Annotated in this window: 11 protein-coding genes and 3 pseudogenes; 1 reads left to right on the top strand and 13 read right to left on the bottom strand. The window is 63.4% G+C overall.

From position 1 onward, the window contains the following. Positions 1-25: 25 nt before the first annotated feature. The 13 genes and pseudogenes from JG746_RS06430 to JG746_RS06375 form a co-directional block, all read right to left on the bottom strand. Positions 26-778, bottom strand: a complete 753-nt coding sequence (locus JG746_RS06430) for an AraC family transcriptional regulator (protein WP_202357406.1) — start codon at positions 776-778, stop codon at positions 26-28. Positions 779-847: 69 nt separating this feature from the next. Further along, positions 848-1,108 carry a DUF2312 domain-containing protein gene (locus JG746_RS06425; RefSeq protein WP_010912082.1) on the bottom strand — a complete coding sequence of 87 codons (261 nt, stop codon included), beginning with the start codon at positions 1,106-1,108 and terminating at the stop codon, positions 848-850. A gap of 159 nt (positions 1,109-1,267) precedes the next feature. Next, complete coding sequence (pyc, locus tag JG746_RS06420) at positions 1,268-4,726, bottom strand: pyruvate carboxylase (RefSeq protein ID WP_202357405.1); 3,459 nt, start codon at positions 4,724-4,726, stop codon at positions 1,268-1,270. 292 nt (positions 4,727-5,018) lie between these two features. Beyond that, positions 5,019-6,134 carry a branched-chain amino acid ABC transporter substrate-binding protein gene (locus JG746_RS06415; RefSeq protein WP_202357404.1) on the bottom strand — a complete coding sequence of 372 codons (1,116 nt, stop codon included), beginning with the start codon at positions 6,132-6,134 and terminating at the stop codon, positions 5,019-5,021. A gap of 137 nt (positions 6,135-6,271) precedes the next feature. After that, positions 6,272-6,619 carry a DUF6867 family protein gene (locus tag JG746_RS06410; RefSeq protein ID WP_013892487.1) on the bottom strand — a complete coding sequence of 116 codons (348 nt, stop codon included), beginning with the start codon at positions 6,617-6,619 and terminating at the stop codon, positions 6,272-6,274. Between the two features lie 110 nt (positions 6,620-6,729). Continuing rightward, the gene (locus JG746_RS06405; protein ID WP_202357403.1) at positions 6,730-7,458 is read right to left on the bottom strand and encodes an ABC transporter ATP-binding protein; all 729 of its coding nucleotides are present in this window, start codon (positions 7,456-7,458) and stop codon (positions 6,730-6,732) included. A gap of 11 nt (positions 7,459-7,469) precedes the next feature. Then, positions 7,470-8,561 (bottom strand): annotated as a pseudogene (locus JG746_RS06400) (ABC transporter ATP-binding protein); the annotation flags it as partial. After that, positions 8,561-9,685: pseudogene (livM, locus tag JG746_RS06395) on the bottom strand (high-affinity branched-chain amino acid ABC transporter permease LivM); the annotation flags it as partial. The pseudogenes JG746_RS06400 and livM, both read right to left, overlap by 1 nt. A gap of 144 nt (positions 9,686-9,829) precedes the next feature. Beyond that, positions 9,830-10,156 (bottom strand): annotated as a pseudogene (locus tag JG746_RS37810) (DUF3382 domain-containing protein); the annotation flags it as partial. A 4-nt stretch (positions 10,157-10,160) separates the two neighbouring features. Next, positions 10,161-11,063, bottom strand: coding sequence for a branched-chain amino acid ABC transporter permease (locus JG746_RS06390; RefSeq protein ID WP_202357401.1), 903 nt, complete (start codon positions 11,061-11,063; stop codon positions 10,161-10,163). A 336-nt stretch (positions 11,064-11,399) separates the two neighbouring features. Next, complete coding sequence (locus tag JG746_RS06385) at positions 11,400-12,401, bottom strand: 4-hydroxyproline epimerase (protein WP_202357400.1); 1,002 nt, start codon at positions 12,399-12,401, stop codon at positions 11,400-11,402. An 18-nt stretch (positions 12,402-12,419) separates the two neighbouring features. Continuing rightward, on the bottom strand, positions 12,420-13,733 hold the full coding sequence (locus JG746_RS06380) for an NAD(P)/FAD-dependent oxidoreductase (RefSeq protein ID WP_202357399.1): 1,314 nt from the start codon (positions 13,731-13,733) through the stop codon (positions 12,420-12,422). Positions 13,734-13,747: 14 nt separating this feature from the next. After that, a complete protein-coding gene (locus JG746_RS06375; RefSeq protein ID WP_202357398.1) occupies positions 13,748-14,683 on the bottom strand; it encodes a dihydrodipicolinate synthase family protein in 936 nt (311 codons plus the stop codon). A 69-nt stretch (positions 14,684-14,752) separates the two neighbouring features. Between JG746_RS06375 and JG746_RS06370 the strand changes: the two genes are divergently transcribed. After that, on the top strand, positions 14,753-15,448 hold the full coding sequence (locus JG746_RS06370; RefSeq protein ID WP_202357397.1) for a GntR family transcriptional regulator: 696 nt from the start codon (positions 14,753-14,755) through the stop codon (positions 15,446-15,448). Positions 15,449-15,453: the final 5 nt, after the last annotated feature.

Raw genomic sequence — 15,453 nt, 5'->3', positions numbered from 1 at the left:
ATATCTCGGCAAAACTTTCCGGATTTTAGGCTTTTCCTCCCGTTCTTCCGAGCAGATTTCGGCGAACGTCGGCCGGGGTTGAGTTTCGCTCCCGCCGCATTGCGCGCGTCAAGGCGCTCTGGTCAGAGTGACCACTGAAAACCGCGATATCCGCGATGGAAAGGCGCGGATCGGCAAGCATCCGTTCAGCCGCATCGAGGCGCATCGCAACCAAATGCGCGTGCGGAGTGGTCGCGCGCCGTCTGATGAAGGCTTCATGCAGACGGGTTGGGCTCATCCCTGCCGCTTCTGCGATATCGGCAATGCGGATTGGGTCGGCAAGCTTTCGTTCCATGAACGCCGTGGCTCTTCTGACAGCAAGCTCTGCGCGACCCGGACGATCCCTGGGAGAAGCGATGCGATCCAGCAGCAATGTGGACCAGGCGCGTCGAAGCGAGGCGGAAAGCTCCTGCGATGCCGCCAGCACCGCCATGTAGTCGATCAGGCCATGAACCTCCCGGCCGATCGCAAAAAATGCGGGTATGTCTTCATCCAGCGCCGGGAGGCCGGGGCGGGACGGCAGGTCGAGGACAACGAACGAGTCGGACTGCTTGGCGTAGAACGCGTGCTGGCAACCGGCAGAAACAAAAGCGCCAGTGCTGCCCGAAACCCGTCCTGAATGATGCCCCAGATCGATTTCAAGTACTCCGGAAATGGGCAGGATCACTTGGGGGTAGTCGTGCTGATGCCGCTCGATCTCCCCGGAGTATCTTCGGATTTCAACAACGGTCTCGTTCATCGATAAGTCCTGCGCAAGCGCGGAGCATCGCTCTCGTGATGAGAAGCCGCCGGTTTCCGGCCAAGCGCCTCACACCATGCCGAGCGCGGCCATGTAGAGATCGAGGATGGCGTCCTCTTCCTGGCGCTCGGCCTGGTCCTTCTTGCGCAGACGGATGATGGTGCGGATCGCCTTGGTGTCGAAACCGGTGCCCTTGGCCTCGGCGAACACTTCCTTGATGTCGTCGGCGATCGTCTTCTTCTCTTCCTCGAGCCGCTCGATGCGCTCGATGAGGGCACGCAGCTGGCCGGCGGCAACAGTCTGGCTGGTCTCGGTGATATCGTCGGCCATGTTTTTCTCCAAATTGGTTCTGGGCCGCGACTCGGCGAAAGACGGCGGCAAATTTGAGCCGGTTCGATGCCCGACCGGCGGCGGCGGGTCAAGCTGTTATCGAACAAGACAGAATGGCTGCCGACAGAAGCCGACAGCCTGCCTGCTCCTTGCCGGCTCTCAGGCGAACGCGATCAACAAATCCTTGGCATCGATCTGGTCGCCCGCCTTGACCAGCACCTCGGCGACGGTGCCGTCGCGCTCGGCATGCAGCGCCGTCTCCATCTTCATCGCCTCGATGGAGAGCAGCACGTCACCGGCCTTCACCGCCTGGCCGATGGCAACCGAAAGCGCCGAAACCACGCCCGGCATCGGTGCACCGACATGCGCCTCGTTGCCAGGCTCCGCCTTGCGGCGCGCCTTGGCGGCCGACGCCCCATGCGCCCGGTCCGGCACCTTGATGCGCCGCGGCTGGCCGTTGAGCTCGAAGAACACGGTGACCATGCCCTTGTCGTCGACATCGCCGATGGCAAGGCATCGCACCACCAGCGTCTTGCCCTTCTCGATGTCGACGAAGATCTCGTCTTCCGACTTCATGCCGTAGAAATAGGTCGGCGTCGGCAGGACGCTGACCGGGCCGTAGGTTTCCTGTGCACCGGCAAAGTCGGTGAACACTTTCGGATACATCAGCCACGAAGCGAATTCGTATTCCGAGAGCTTGCGCTCCAGCTTCTCCTCGATCTCCTTGCGGCTGGCCTTGAGATCGGCGGGCTTGAGCAGCGAGCCGGGCCGGGCCGTGATCGGCTTGTCGCCTTTCAGCGCCTTCTTCTGCAACGCCGCCGGCCAACCGCCGGGCGACTGGCCGAGATCGCCACGCAGCATCGAGACGACCGAATCCGGGAAGGCGATGTCCCTGGTCGGGTTCTCGACATCGGCGACGGTCAGGTCCTGGCTCACCATCATCAGCGCCATGTCGCCGACGACCTTGGACGACGGCGTCACCTTGACGATGTCGCCGAACATCAGATTGACGTCGTGATAGGTCTGCGCCACCTCGTGCCAGCGCGTCTCCAGTCCGAGCGAACGCGCCTGTTCCTTGAGGTTGGTGAACTGTCCGCCCGGCATTTCATGCAGGTAGACTTCCGAGGCCGGCCCCTTGAGGTCGCTTTCGAAAGCGGCGTACTGGTTGCGCACCGCTTCCCAGTAGAACGAGATCTTGCGGATCCATTGCGGGTCGAGGCCGGGGTCGCGCTCGGTGCCCTTCAGCGCCTCGACGATCGAGCCCAGGCAAGGCTGCGACGTGTTGCCGGAGAAGGCGTCCATCGCCGCGTCGATGGCGTCGACGCCGCTCTCCACCGCCGCCAGCACCGTCGCCGCCGACAGGCCTGACGTGTCGTGTGTGTGGAAATGGATCGGCAGGTCGGTCGCCTCGCGCAGCGCCTTGAAGAGCACGCGGGCGGCCGCTGGCTTCAACAGGCCGGCCATGTCCTTGACGGCGATGATGTGGGCGCCGGCGGCCTGCAATTCGCCGGCCAGGCCGACATAGTATTTCAGATCGTACTTGGCCCGCGCCGGGTCGAGAATGTCGCCGGTGTAGCACATCGCCGCCTCACACAGCTTGCCTTCGGCGCCGACCGCGTCCATGGCGACGCGCATGTTCTCCACCCAGTTCAGGCAATCGAAGACGCGGAACAGATCGATGCCGCCGGCAGCCGCCTGCTTGACGAAATGCTGCACGACATTGTCGGGATAGTTGGTGTAGCCGACGCCGTTGGCGCCGCGCAGCAGCATCTGCAGCAGCAGGTTGGGCGCCGCCTCGCGCACCAGCGACAGCCGCTCCCACGGATCCTCGGTGAGGAAGCGCATGGCGACGTCGAAGGTCGCGCCGCCCCAGCATTCGAGCGACAGAAGCTGTGGCAGGGCGCGCGCATAGGTGCCGGCGATATTGGCAATGTCGTGCGTGCGCATGCGGGTCGCCAGCAGCGACTGGTGGCCATCGCGCATCGTCGTGTCGGTGACCAGCACTTGCCTTTGCTCGCGCATCCAGCCGGCGAATTTTTCCGGGCCGAGCACGTCGAGCTTCTGCTTGCTGCCGGTGGGCACGTTGCCGTTGAGGTAAGGCACGACGGGTGCCGCCGCATCGGCCTTCGGCATCGGCCGGCCGCGCGTCTCGGGGTGGCCATTGACGCTGACATCGGCCAGGTAGTTGAGCAGCTTGGTGGCGCGGTCCTGCCGCTTGACCTGCTGGAACAGCTCCGGCGTCGTGTCGATGAACTTGGTCGTGTAGGAATTGTCGGCGAAGCTCGTGTGGTTGATGATCGCTTCGAGGAAGGTGAGGTTGGTGGCGACGCCGCGGATGCGGAATTCGCGCAGCGCCCGGTTCATGCGGGCGATCGTCTCGGCCGGCGTCGGCGCCCAGGCCGTCACCTTCTCCAGCAGCGGATCGTAGAAGCGGGTGATGACCGCGCCGGAATAGGCGGTGCCGCCATCCAGCCGGATGCCGAAGCCGGTGGCGCCGCGATAGGCGGTGATGCGGCCATAGTCCGGGATGAAATTGTGCTCGGGGTCCTCGGTGGTGATGCGGCACTGCAAGGCATGGCCGTTCAGCCTGACGTCCTTCTGCGCCGGCACGCCCGATTGCGGCGTGCCGATGGCGAAGCCGTCGAGGATGTGAATCTGCGCCTTGACGATGTCGATGCCGGTCACCTGTTCGGTGACGGTATGCTCGACCTGGATGCGCGGGTTGACCTCGATGAAATAGAATTTTCCGGTATCCGCATCCTGCAGGAACTCGACCGTGCCGGCGCCGATATAGCTGGTTTCGCGCGCGATCTTCAGCGCGTAGCCGCAAAGCTCCTCGCGCTGCGCCATTTCGAGATAGGGCGCGGGCGCCCGCTCGACGACCTTCTGGTTGCGGCGCTGGATCGAGCAGTCGCGCTCGAACAGGTGCACGACATTGCCATGCGTGTCGCCGAGCACCTGCACCTCGACGTGGCGGGCGCGCTCGATCAGCTTTTCGAGATAGACCTCGTCCTTGCCGAAGGCGGCCTTCGCCTCGCGCTTGCCTTCCGTCACCTCGCGGGCGAGTTCCGCCTCGGAGCGGATGGCGCGCATGCCGCGCCCGCCGCCGCCCCAGGAGGCCTTCAGCATCACCGGATAGCCGATCTCCTTGGCCAGTTTCTTGACCGCCTCCATATCGTCCGGCAAAGGATCGGTGGCGGGAATGACCGGCACGCCGACCTCGATGGCGAGATTGCGCGCCGCGACCTTGTTGCCGAGGCGGCGCATCGTGTCCGGCTTCGGCCCGATGAAGGTGATGCCGGCCTGCGCGCAGGCTTCGGCGAATTCGGGGCTTTCGGACAGAAGCCCGTAGCCGGGGTGGATGGCATCGGCGCCCGAAAGCCTGGCGACGCGGATCACCTCCTCGATCGACAGATAACTCTCGATCGGCCCCATATCCTTGGCCAGATGCGGGCCGCGCCCGACCTGGTAGCTTTCGTCGGCCTTGAAACGGTGCAGCGAATATTTGTCTTCCTCGGCCCAGATCGCCACGGTTTTCAGGCCCAGCTCGTTGGCCGCGCGAAAGACGCGGATGGCGATTTCTGACCGGTTGGCGACGAGGATCTTCGTGATGGCCAAGGACTGGGCTCCAGCAGCGGAAGGGACGGGAAATCGGTGCAATGATTAGCGTGAAAATGCTGCAGTGCAAACAAAATCAGTGCTGATTTAAACCGATTTAAATCAATTATCCGGCAAACACTCGCACGCCCCGGCCCAAACGGACGGAACAAGGGCGACAATTTCGATCCTGGATGCGATCTCGCCGATCGAGAAGTGCCCGGCAAAGCAAGCCATCGGCCGCCGGAGCAACCCAAAGAAAATGCCCGGCGCAACGCGCCGGGCATCATGGATTTCAGACCTGCTGAGCAGCTTATTTCGGGAACCAGGAATACTTGCCGTCGTCCTTCTTCTTCCACTCGTACATGATGTAGCCCGGCAGCTTCGGGTCGCCCTTGGCGTCATAGGCGAGATCGCCCAGAACGGTCGGGAACGGGCCGTTTTCATGCATCGCCTTGGCAACGACCTGCGGGTCGTTCGACTTGGCGGCGGCGGCCGCCTCGGCGACCACCTGCACGGCGGCGTAGGCGTAGAGCGTGTAGGCTTCCGGCTCGAAGCCCTGCGCACGGAACTTCTCGACGAGTTCCTTGTTGGCCGGGATCAGGCGCGGATCGGGTCCGAACGTGTTGAGCGTGCCGGCAACGGCGTCGCCCGCGATGGCGGCGAGTTCGTCCGTCACGATGCCGTCACCCGACATCATCGGTGCCTTGAGGCCCTGGTCCGCCGACTGGCGGATGATCAGGCCGGCTTCGGTATGCAGGCCGCCCCAGTAGATCAGGGTGACGCCGGCTTCCTTCATCTTGGCGATCAGTGCCGAGAAGTCCTTGTCGCCGACATTGACGCCTTCATACATCACTTCCTTGACGCCGGCGGCGTTCATCGCCTTCTTGGTTTCATCGGCGAGGCCCTGGCCATAAGGGGTCTTGTCGTGCACGACGGCGACCTTGGCATCCTTGAAATTCGCGGCGATATAGGCGCCGGCGATGCTGCCCTGCTGATCGTCGCGTCCGCAGGTGCGGAACACGTTCCACAGGCCACGCTCGGTGAACTTCGGGTTGGTCGCGGCCGGGGTGATTTCGACGATGTTGTTTTCGGCGTAGACTTCCGAGGCCGGGATCGAGACGCCCGAGTTGAAGTGGCCGATCACGAACTTGACGCCGTCACCGACGAACTTGTTGGCGACCGAGATGCCCTGCTTCGGGTCGGAGACGTCGTCGCCGACTTCGAGCTTGATCTGTTCGCCGTTGATGCCGCCCTTGGCGTTGATCTCGGCGACCGCCGCCTCCGCGCCCTTCTGCAGCTGCGCTCCGAAGGCCGCGTTCGGACCGGTGATCGGACCGGCAACGGCGAATACTACATCAGCCCACGCGTTGCCGCCGAACGCGACCAGCGCGGTCAGGGCGACGGCGGACAAAAGTGACTTTTTCATTTAAACGCTCCCATTAACGGAGTGGGCGTGGATGAAGCTTTCATGCGATGCCCACCCTTATCGCAGAAAGCATAGTTTGCCGATTTTCAGGCACTTGTCACGCCGATTCATCCCTGACGCGGCGTTAATGATGAACGTCAACCTTTCGGTTTCCAGCTCAAGATTGAAGCTCTTTCGTAGAGCCAATTATACTGTGTGACCATCTGGTTCGTTCGTGTGTATTGATAGCCGACGAAGCCCAGTATCATCAGCACGATGGTATCGACGATATAGTAGTGCAGCGAGAACATCGTTCCGTCGAACAGCGCGTGATGGATGAAGCGGATGCCGATGCCGAGACCCAGCAGATAGGCGAAAAGCTGGATGAAGGAGCGCCATGTCTGGGCGCTGGCCTTGCCGGTCATCCAGGCCGCCCAGCCGCCGAGCAGGCAGGTGACGAAGAAGAACTGCCAGATCGAGGGTTCCTCATAGAGAATGCCCTGCATGATGAAGTCTCCCTAGCATGATCCCGAAAAGTCGCGGACTTTTCGGACAAGGATCACGCGACAAACGAACAAGTTGGAGCGGGGTACCGGATGCACATTCCGCTCCAAACTCAGTGATGCCCGCCTTCGAGATAGGCGGCGCGCACTTCCGGATTGGCGAGCAGTTCCTTGCCGGTGCCGCTCATCGTCACATTGCCGTTGACCATGACATAGCCGCGCGTGGCGAGTTTCAACGCGCCGAACGCGTTCTGCTCGACCAGGAACACGGTCAGCCCTTGCGTGCGGTTCAGCTCGCGGATGGCGTCGAAGATCTGCTTGACGATCAGCGGCGCCAGGCCCAGCGACGGCTCGTCGAGCAGAAGCAGCTTTGGCCGCGCCATCAGCGCACGTCCGATCGACAGCATCTGCTGCTCGCCGCCCGACAGCGTGCCGCCGCGCTGGGCGATGCGCTCCTTGAGCCGCGGGAACAGCGTGAACACCTTCTCGACGTCCTCGTCATAGTGCTTGAGGTTGTCGAGGCTGGCGCCCATCTGCAGGTTTTCCATCACCGTCATGCGCGGGAAGATGCGCCGGCCTTCGGGTGATTGGGCGATGCGCATGCGCGCGATCTCGTGCGTCGGCAATTGGGTGATGTCGGTGCCGGCGAAGGTGATGGTGCCCGAGCGGGCGCGCGGAGCCCCGAAAATGGTCATCATCAGCGTCGACTTGCCGGCGCCGTTGGCGCCGATCAGCGCCACGATCTCACCCTCCTTGACGGTGACATCGACCCCGTTCAGCGCCCGGATGTTGCCGTAGTAGGTCTCCACGCCCTTGATATCGAGCAGCGTTGTCCCGGCCATTATTTACGCCCCCCACGCGGCTTGGCTGTCGAGGATTTTCCGGTCGGCTTGGCCGTGGCCCGCTCGGACGGCTTTCTTGGCAAATTGGCCTTTGCATCGACCTGCGCCGCCTTCGAGGCGCCCTTCGACACGGTGACACGCTCGCCATCGCTGTGTCCGACCGTGTCGCTCACCGGTCCGGCCAGGTATGATGACGATGTCCCCGGGCCATGCGCGGCATCCGGACCTATGTCGAGCTGCTCGATGACGTCCTCGTCGCCGACCTCGGTCAGCACGGTCTCGACCTCCTCGTCGTCGACGCCGAGATAGGCGGCGATGACGCGCGGATCGGTGCGTACCGACTGAGGATTGCCGTCGGAGATCTTGCGGCCATATTCCAGCACCACGACATGGTCTGAAATCTGCATGACCACCGACATGTCGTGTTCGATCAGCAGGATCGAGGTGCCGGTGTTGTTCTTGATGTCGATCAAGAGCTCGTTGAGCGCCGCCGATTCCTTCGGGTTGAGGCCGGCCGCCGGCTCGTCGAGACACAGAAGCTCCGGACCCGTGCACATGGCGCGCGCGATCTCGAGGCGCCGCTGCGCGCCATAGGGCAAATCGCCTGCCGGATCGTCGGCGCGATCGACGAGATCGGCCTTCTCCAGCCAGTGCTTGGCCAGGTCCATCGACTCGGCCGATGCCTTGCGGTACCCGCTGAAGCCGAACAGGCCAAGCACCGTGTAGCCCGATGCCTTCATCAGCTTGTTATGCTGGGCAACCAGAAGGTTCTCCAGCAGCGTCATGCCCGAGAACAGGCGGATGTTCTGGAAGGTGCGCGCCACCTTGGCGCGCGCCGGGATCTCATGGTTGGGCAACCGCTCCAGCAGGTAGCTGGAACCATCGGCGCGATTGAGCGTGATCATGCCTTCCGACGGCTTGTAGAAGCCGGTGATGCAGTTGAACACCGTGGTCTTGCCGGCGCCGTTGGGGCCGATCAGCGCCGTGATCTCGCCGCGTCTGGCGGTGAAGGACAGGTCGCCGATGGCGACCAGGCCGCCGAACTTCATCGACAGATGGTCGACCTGCAGGATGGCGTCGTTCATTTGCGTGGTCGCATTCATCAGCCGTGGCCCTCCTTGGTGAAGGAGCTTGAGACAGCCCTTCGCTCCTTGAGGAAGGCGGTCGGTTCTCGACTGCCGACGAAGCCGCGCGGCTTCCACAGCATGACGATGACCATGGCCATGCCGAACAGAAGCATGCGGTAGAGTTCGGGAGTGAAGTCCGGCCCGAAGATCTGCTTGAGGAAGTCGAGTTCGCGTAGCGCCTCGGTGCCGCCGATCATCACCATCGCGGCGACCGCGATGCCGACCAGCGAGCCCATGCCGCCGAGAACGACGATGGCAAGGATGATGGCCGATTCCAGGAAGACGAAGGATTCCGGGCTGACGAAGCCCTGCCGCGCGGCGAAGAACGAGCCGGCGAAACCACCGAACATGGCGCCTGTGGCGAACGCCGTCAGCTTGGTCGTGGTGGTGTTGATGCCCAGCGAGCGGCAGGCGATCTCGTCCTCACGCAAGGCTTCCCAGGCGCGGCCGACCGGCAGGCGGCGCAGCCTGATGGTGACGAACGCGGTAAGCAGGCACAGGCCCAGGATCAGATAGTAGAGGAAGATCTTGTAGTAGGCGCTTGAGGTCGCGATGTGCAGGACCTTGGCAATGTAGTTGGGGTCCGACACGTTGAAGGTCATCAGGCCGAAGAAGGAAACCTTGGGAATGCCGGAGATGCCGGCCGAGCCGTTGGTGACCTCGCGCCAGTTGATCAGCACCAGGCGGATGATCTCGCCGAAGGCGAGCGTCACGATCGCCAGATAATCGCCACGCAGGCGCAACACGGGGAAACCGAGCAGCACCCCCCAGAGGGCTGCCATGCAGCCCGCGGCCGGCAGCAGGATCCAGAACGACAGGCCGTATTGCGTGGCAAGAAGCGCATAGGCATAGGCGCCAAGCGCATAGAAGGCGACGTAGCCGAGGTCGAGCAGGCCGGCGAGGCCAACGACGATGTTCAGCCCCCAGGCCAGCATCACATAGATCAGGATCTGGATGCCGAAATTGTCGACCCATTTCAGCGAGCCCTGCAGCCCTCCGGCAATCGACCAGGCGTTCAGCGAAAGCACCGCGACCACGAGGATCGGGTACAGCACAAGCGCCGTGATGCCCAATTTGGTGAAGTTGGCGTGGATGAAGGCGCGGAAGTAGTAGATCACGCAGGCCAGCACATAGACGACCGCCAGGGCGCGCAGGAATTGCAGATACCCGGCCGCTTCCGCTCCCACCCATCCGGCAAGGGAGCTGTTCAGTGCGAACAGCAGCACCGCCGCGACGAAAGCCACGATGAACGCCGGCAACTGAAAGAAGCGCGACCCCACGCTGGCCGGCAACAGACCGGTGGCGACGTTGGCGATCTTTTGGTTGGCCATGAAGGGCTGGCCATAGGCGACATAGAGGAAACGGCCGACGGCCGTGGCGATCACCACAGCGGCGAGCAAGCCCCAGCGCTGGGTCAGGACCAGTTCGTTGGACATGTTCTGACCGGTCTTCAGACCGATGAACAGCACGAACAGGCCAAGCGCGATGGCGCCGGCATAGAACGCTTCCTTAAGCGCGCGCTGGGTGGGGGTGGCGACGCTGTCGCCTTCGCGAGATACGGTCACGGCCATGATCTCAGACCTTTTCGACTTCAGGCCGGCCCAAGATGCCGGAAGGCAGGAAGATCAGCACGATGGCCAGGATCGAGAACGCCGCAACGTCCTTGTAGTCGATCGAGAAATAGGCCGACCACATGCTCTCGATGAAGCCGATCAGCAGCCCGCCGAGCACGGCGCCCGGCAATGAGCCGATGCCGCCAAGCACCGCCGCGGTGAATGCCTTCACACCCGGCACAAAACCGTCGGAGAAGGCCACCACGCCATAGTACATCAGGAACAGCGTACCGGCGACGGCGGCAAGCGAGGCTCCCATGATGAAGGTGATCGAGATGGTGCGGTCGACGTCGATGCCCAGAAGGGCGGCCATCTTGCGGTCCTGTTCGCAGGCGCGTTGCGCCCGGCCAAGCGAGGTCCTGTTGACCAGATACCAGAACAGCACCAGCAGCAGCGCGGTGACGATGACGATGATGATCTGCTTCAGCGACACGCTGACACCGTCAATGTTGTAGACCTGGCTGACCATCGGCGGGATCGGCTTGTTGCGCGGACCTTGCGTCACCTGGACGAAGTTCGACAGCGCGATCGACATGCCGATGGCGGTGATCAGCGGCGCCAGCCGGAACGATCCGCGTAGCGGCCGGTAGGCCACCTTCTCGATCGTCCAGTTGTAGAGGCTGGTAAGCAGCATCGCCACGATCATCATGACCAGCAGCGCGATGACCACGGGCACCGAATAGAACAGCGAGCCAAGGATGAGGAAGACGATCAGCGCCGTGAAGGCGCCCACCATGAAAATGTCGCCATGGGCGAAGTTGATCATGCCGATGATGCCGTAGACCATCGTGTAGCCGATTGCGATCAGGCCATAGATCGATCCCAGCGTCAGCCCATTGATAAGCTGCTGGACAAAGTACTGCATGTGTACATGGCTCCCCTGGAATGTCGCCCATGCAGACGCATTCCTTTTCGTATTTCCCCTAGTCGTAAAGTTTCGAGGCCGGATTGCAACGTGATTTTTTTGACCGCCCCGCGTGTTTCCGATTCACGTCGTTCCGACCGCCCGTTTTCTGCACCCGACCCCTGGACTATCGCGGACCCTATCATTGGCATAACGCAATGTCTTTGACGATTCGGCCGCATCATGCGCGCCGTTTCGAAGAAATCACCGTCAAAATTAGGTGATAAGAAGAATCGTTGCGTTCCTGACAGGGTTCGTCATTTCGCCACACTTCCTTCCGCTGGGTCAGGATTCTCTTCACTTGACCACGAAACCATGCGCGAACGGATCGCGGTCGTCGATGAAGATCGTGTTCAAACCGGTCATGCGCGCCCAGCCGCCGATCGAGGGGATGATCGCCGGTTTGCCCGCGACCGTGACCTCCTTTTCGACCTTGCCCTTGAACAGCGAACCGATGATCGATTCATGCACGAAGGCGTCACCCGCCTTGAGCCTGCCCTTGGCATGGAGCTGCGCCATGCGCGCCGAGGTGCCGGTGCCGCATGGCGAGCGGTCGATCGCCTTGTCGCCGTAGAAGACGGCGTTGCGGGCGTCGGCCCCTTCCACCGTCGGCTTGCCGGTCCACAGCATGTGCGACAGCCGGTTGATGCCGGGGTTTTCCGGATGCACGAAAGTGTATTTCTCGTTGAGCCGCTGCCGCACCACCGGGCTCCAGGCGATGAGGTCGCCGGCGGAATGATCGGCCATGTCGCGGTAATTCTTCTGCGGTTCGACGATGGCGTAGAAATTGCCGCCATAGGCGACGTCGACGGTGATCTCGCCCAGATGGGGACATTCGACCGTCAGCCCTTCGGCGTGGAGGAACGACGGCACGTTGGTGATACGCACCTCCTCGACATATTCGCCGACCTGCTTGTACTCGGCGATGACCAGCCCGGCCGGCGTGTCGAGCCTCAGCACGCCCGGCGTCTTCGGCTTGATCAGCCCGTGCTCGATGGCCATCGTCACCGTGCCGATCGTGCCGTGGCCGCACATCGGCAGGCAGCCCGAGGTTTCGATGAACAGGATGGCGATGTCGCAATCCTCGCGCGTCGGCGGATAGAGGATCGAACCCGACATGACGTCATGGCCGCGCGGCTCGAACATCAGGCCCGTGCGGATCCAGTCATATTCGGCGAGGAAATGCGCGCGCCGCTCCATCATCGTCGCGCCCTCGAGCAGCGGACCGCCGCCGGCAACCAGCCGCACCGGATTGCCGCATGTGTGGCCGTCGATGCAGAAGAAGGATTTCTTGGCCATGTCGCTCCTCGAAAAAATTCAAAACCGTTGTGGACTGAAGGGGGCGAGATCAACAGACGCAACCTGCCCCATGATGATTTCCCGGATCAACCGTGCGGTCGCCGCGGCCTGGGTCAGGCCGAGATGGCCATGACCGAAAGCATAGACCACCGGACGGTTTCCTGATGCCTTGCCTATGACAGGTACAGAATCCGGCAGAGAGGGCCGGAACCCCATCCATTCGCGCCCGCCCGAGGGATCGAGCCCGGGCAGGAATTGCTGCGCTTTCTTCAGGAGCGCCTTCGATCTGTTGAAATTGGGCGGCCGCTCGATGCCGCCGAGCTCGACGGCGCCGCCGACGCGCAGGCCGGTATCGAGCGGCGTGACGACGAAGCCATGGCCGGAGAAGATCAGCTGCCGCTTCACGTCGAAGGCGCCCTTGGGCAAGGTCGTGTTGTAGCCGCGCTCGGTCTCCAGCGGAATGCGGTCGCCAAGCTGCCGCGCCAGAAGGTGCGACCAGGCGCCGGCTGCGACGACGAGCTGCCGCGCCTGCCTGGTCGTGCCGTCGGCCAAAGTCAGCGTCGCGCCATGCTGGTCTGCCGTAATCTGGTCGATGCGGCCCATTTCAAAGCGGGCGCCCCTGGCCTCGGCATAAGCCCACACCGCCTTGCCGAGCAATTTCGGATCGGCGACCGTCTTCCAGCCCGGCACGAAGGTGCCCTTGATGAAGCGCGGGGACAGGCCAGGCTGCAAACCCGCCAGGCCATCGCCCTCGACATGGCGAAAGCCGATGCCGAAACGCTCGCGCGCGGCCCAGCCGGACAGCGAGGCGCGGAACTCGGCCTCGCTTTCGTAAAGTTCGAGCGAGCCATCCTCGCGCAGCATCGGCCGCGTGCCGGAGCGATCGAGCAGGCCCATCCATTCCGCCTCGGCGAGCTTCATCATGCCGGCCTGGGCGGCGAGGCTGGCCTCGTATTTCGCCGGCGCACCGGCGCGCCAGAAGCGGATCAGCCAGGGCAGGAGCTGCGGCAGGTAGGCCGGCGGAATGCTGAGCGGACCGAGCGGATCGGCCAGCCATTTCGGCAGGTTCTTGATCATGCCCTTGTGCGCCAGCGGCAGCACATCGGAGAAAGCAAAGGCTGCCGCGTTGCCGGAACTCGTCTCCTCGCAGACACCGGTGCGGTCGAAGACAGTGACGCTGCGCCCCGCCTCGGCGAGGAAAGCAGCGGCACAGATACCGATGATGCCGCCACCGATGATGGCGATGTCCTCGCCTTCCCCCGCTGAACGGGGAGAAGGTGCCCCAGTGGCGGAGCGTCGCTCCTGTTCCGGGGATTTGGAATTTCCTGGCACGTCGGTGCTGTCCCTTACTCGGCTGCCACCAGTTTGTCCGCCGGTAGAGAAGACGTCTGGAGCGACGGCAGCTTCGGCCGCACCGCCAGCGCATCCCGTATGATCTTCTCCACCGCCTTGCGGCGCTCGCCCGACAGCGGCTGGCGCGGCATGCGCACGCGGTCATTGGTATCGATTGCCAGCACTTCGGCAAGCTTGATGTTCTGAACCAGATAGGTCGAGACGTCGAGATCGAGCAGCGGCCGGAACCAGCGGTAGATGGCGAGCGCCTCCTCGCGGCGGCCCTGCTTCATTAGCTGGTAGATGGCGACCGTCTCGCGCGGGAAGGCGGTGACCAGGCCGGCCACCCAGCCGATGGCGCCGACCGACAGCGCCTCGAAGGCGAGGTTGTCGACGCCGGTGAACAAATCGTAGCGGTCGCCCAGCCGGTTGATGATCTCGGTCGTGCGCCTGATGTCGTCGGAGGATTCCTTGACGGCGACGAAGCGCTTGTCGGACGCCAGTTCCTCCATCTGGTCGACGGTGACGTCGACGCGATAGGCGAGCCGGTTGGAGTAGATCATGACCGGCAGGTCGCCGGCCTCGGCGACCGCGCGCAGCGCCGCGACCGTCTCTTCCTCGTTGGTGTGGTAGATCGGGCTCGGCACCACCATCAGGCCATTGGCACCTTCCTTCGCGGCGCGCCTGGCGATGCTGGCCGCTTCCCGGGTGCCTGGCTCATTCACAGTCATCAGCACCGGCTTCTTGCCGGCGACTTTCTGCGCGGTCTTGAGCACCTCGATCTTCTCGTCAGCCGACAGCATCGGCCCTTCGCCGAGCGAGCCGCAGACGATGATGCCATCGCAACCGGCTTCCATCTGCAGGCCGAAGCAGCGCTCCATCTCGGCATGGTCAAGCCGATCATCGGCGGTGAATTTGGTCGTGACGGCGGGGAAAACTCCGGTCCACATAGTCGTGTCTCCATCTGATATATCAGCCGTATATCTGTTAAGAAACGGACTGTCAATGCGGATTCTGCTATGATATATTCAAAATATATCAGGAGGCCGCCTTTGATATCCACCGAAGCAATCAGAGCATCCGCCGAGCCGGCCGCGACCAGGGCGTACCACGTGCTCGAGCAAATGATCGTCACGCTGGAACTGGCGCCGGCGAGCTTCGTCACCGAAGGGGCGCTCATCGAAAAGCTGGACCTTGGCCGCACGCCGGTGCGCGAGGCGATCCAGCGGCTGGCCTGGGAAGGGCTGCTGGATGTCAGGCCACGCGCCGGCATCGCGATCGCGCCGCTGCATCCCGGCGACTGGCTGCGCGTGCTCGACGCGCGGCGCGGCGTCGAGGTGGTGCTGGCCCGCTCGGCCGCGCGCTTCGTCACCCGCGAGGCCGCCGACCTGTTTCACGAGGCGGCGCTCGCCATGCAGAAGGCGGTCATCTCGGGCAATGTGCTTGCCTTCATCCAGGCCGACAAGGCGCTCGACGAGGCGCTGGCGATGGCCGCGGACAACCCCTTTGCCGCGCGGCTGGCCGCGCCCCTGCAGACCCACAGCCGCCGCTTCTGGTTCCGCTACAAGGCGGACACGGGCCTGGCCGAGTCAGCCGAGCATCACGTCGCGCTGATCCGCTCGATCCTCGACGGCGACGAGGAGGGAGCCGCCAAGGATGCCAAGCGGCTGATGGCGCTGTTGCGCGGCCATGCCGAGGTCGCCGCGACGCGCTGAACGGG

Origin of the sequence: Mesorhizobium sp. 113-3-3, assembly GCF_016756495.1 — a bacterium.
Taxonomy (GTDB): Bacteria; Pseudomonadota; Alphaproteobacteria; order Rhizobiales; family Rhizobiaceae; genus Mesorhizobium.
Note: the sequence above shows the minus strand (reverse complement) of the source record. Positions and strands in the feature narration are given on the sequence as shown.

Excerpts from the sequence above, each read along its gene's own strand:
- JG746_RS06430 (WP_202357406.1), bottom strand. The coding sequence starts at position 778 with ATGAACGAGACCGTTGTTGAAATCCGAAGATACTCCGGGGAGATCGAG.
- JG746_RS06425 (WP_010912082.1), bottom strand. The coding sequence starts at position 1,108 with ATGGCCGACGATATCACCGAGACCAGCCAGACTGTTGCCGCCGGCCAG.
- JG746_RS06415 (WP_202357404.1), bottom strand. The coding sequence starts at position 6,134 with ATGAAAAAGTCACTTTTGTCCGCCGTCGCCCTGACCGCGCTGGTCGCG.
- JG746_RS06410 (WP_013892487.1), bottom strand. The coding sequence starts at position 6,619 with ATGCAGGGCATTCTCTATGAGGAACCCTCGATCTGGCAGTTCTTCTTC.
- JG746_RS06405 (WP_202357403.1), bottom strand. The coding sequence starts at position 7,458 with ATGGCCGGGACAACGCTGCTCGATATCAAGGGCGTGGAGACCTACTAC.
- JG746_RS06390 (WP_202357401.1), bottom strand. The coding sequence starts at position 11,063 with ATGCAGTACTTTGTCCAGCAGCTTATCAATGGGCTGACGCTGGGATCG.
- JG746_RS06385 (WP_202357400.1), bottom strand. The coding sequence starts at position 12,401 with ATGGCCAAGAAATCCTTCTTCTGCATCGACGGCCACACATGCGGCAAT.
- JG746_RS06375 (WP_202357398.1), bottom strand. The coding sequence starts at position 14,683 with ATGTGGACCGGAGTTTTCCCCGCCGTCACGACCAAATTCACCGCCGAT.
- JG746_RS06370 (WP_202357397.1), top strand. The coding sequence starts at position 14,753 with ATGATATATTCAAAATATATCAGGAGGCCGCCTTTGATATCCACCGAA.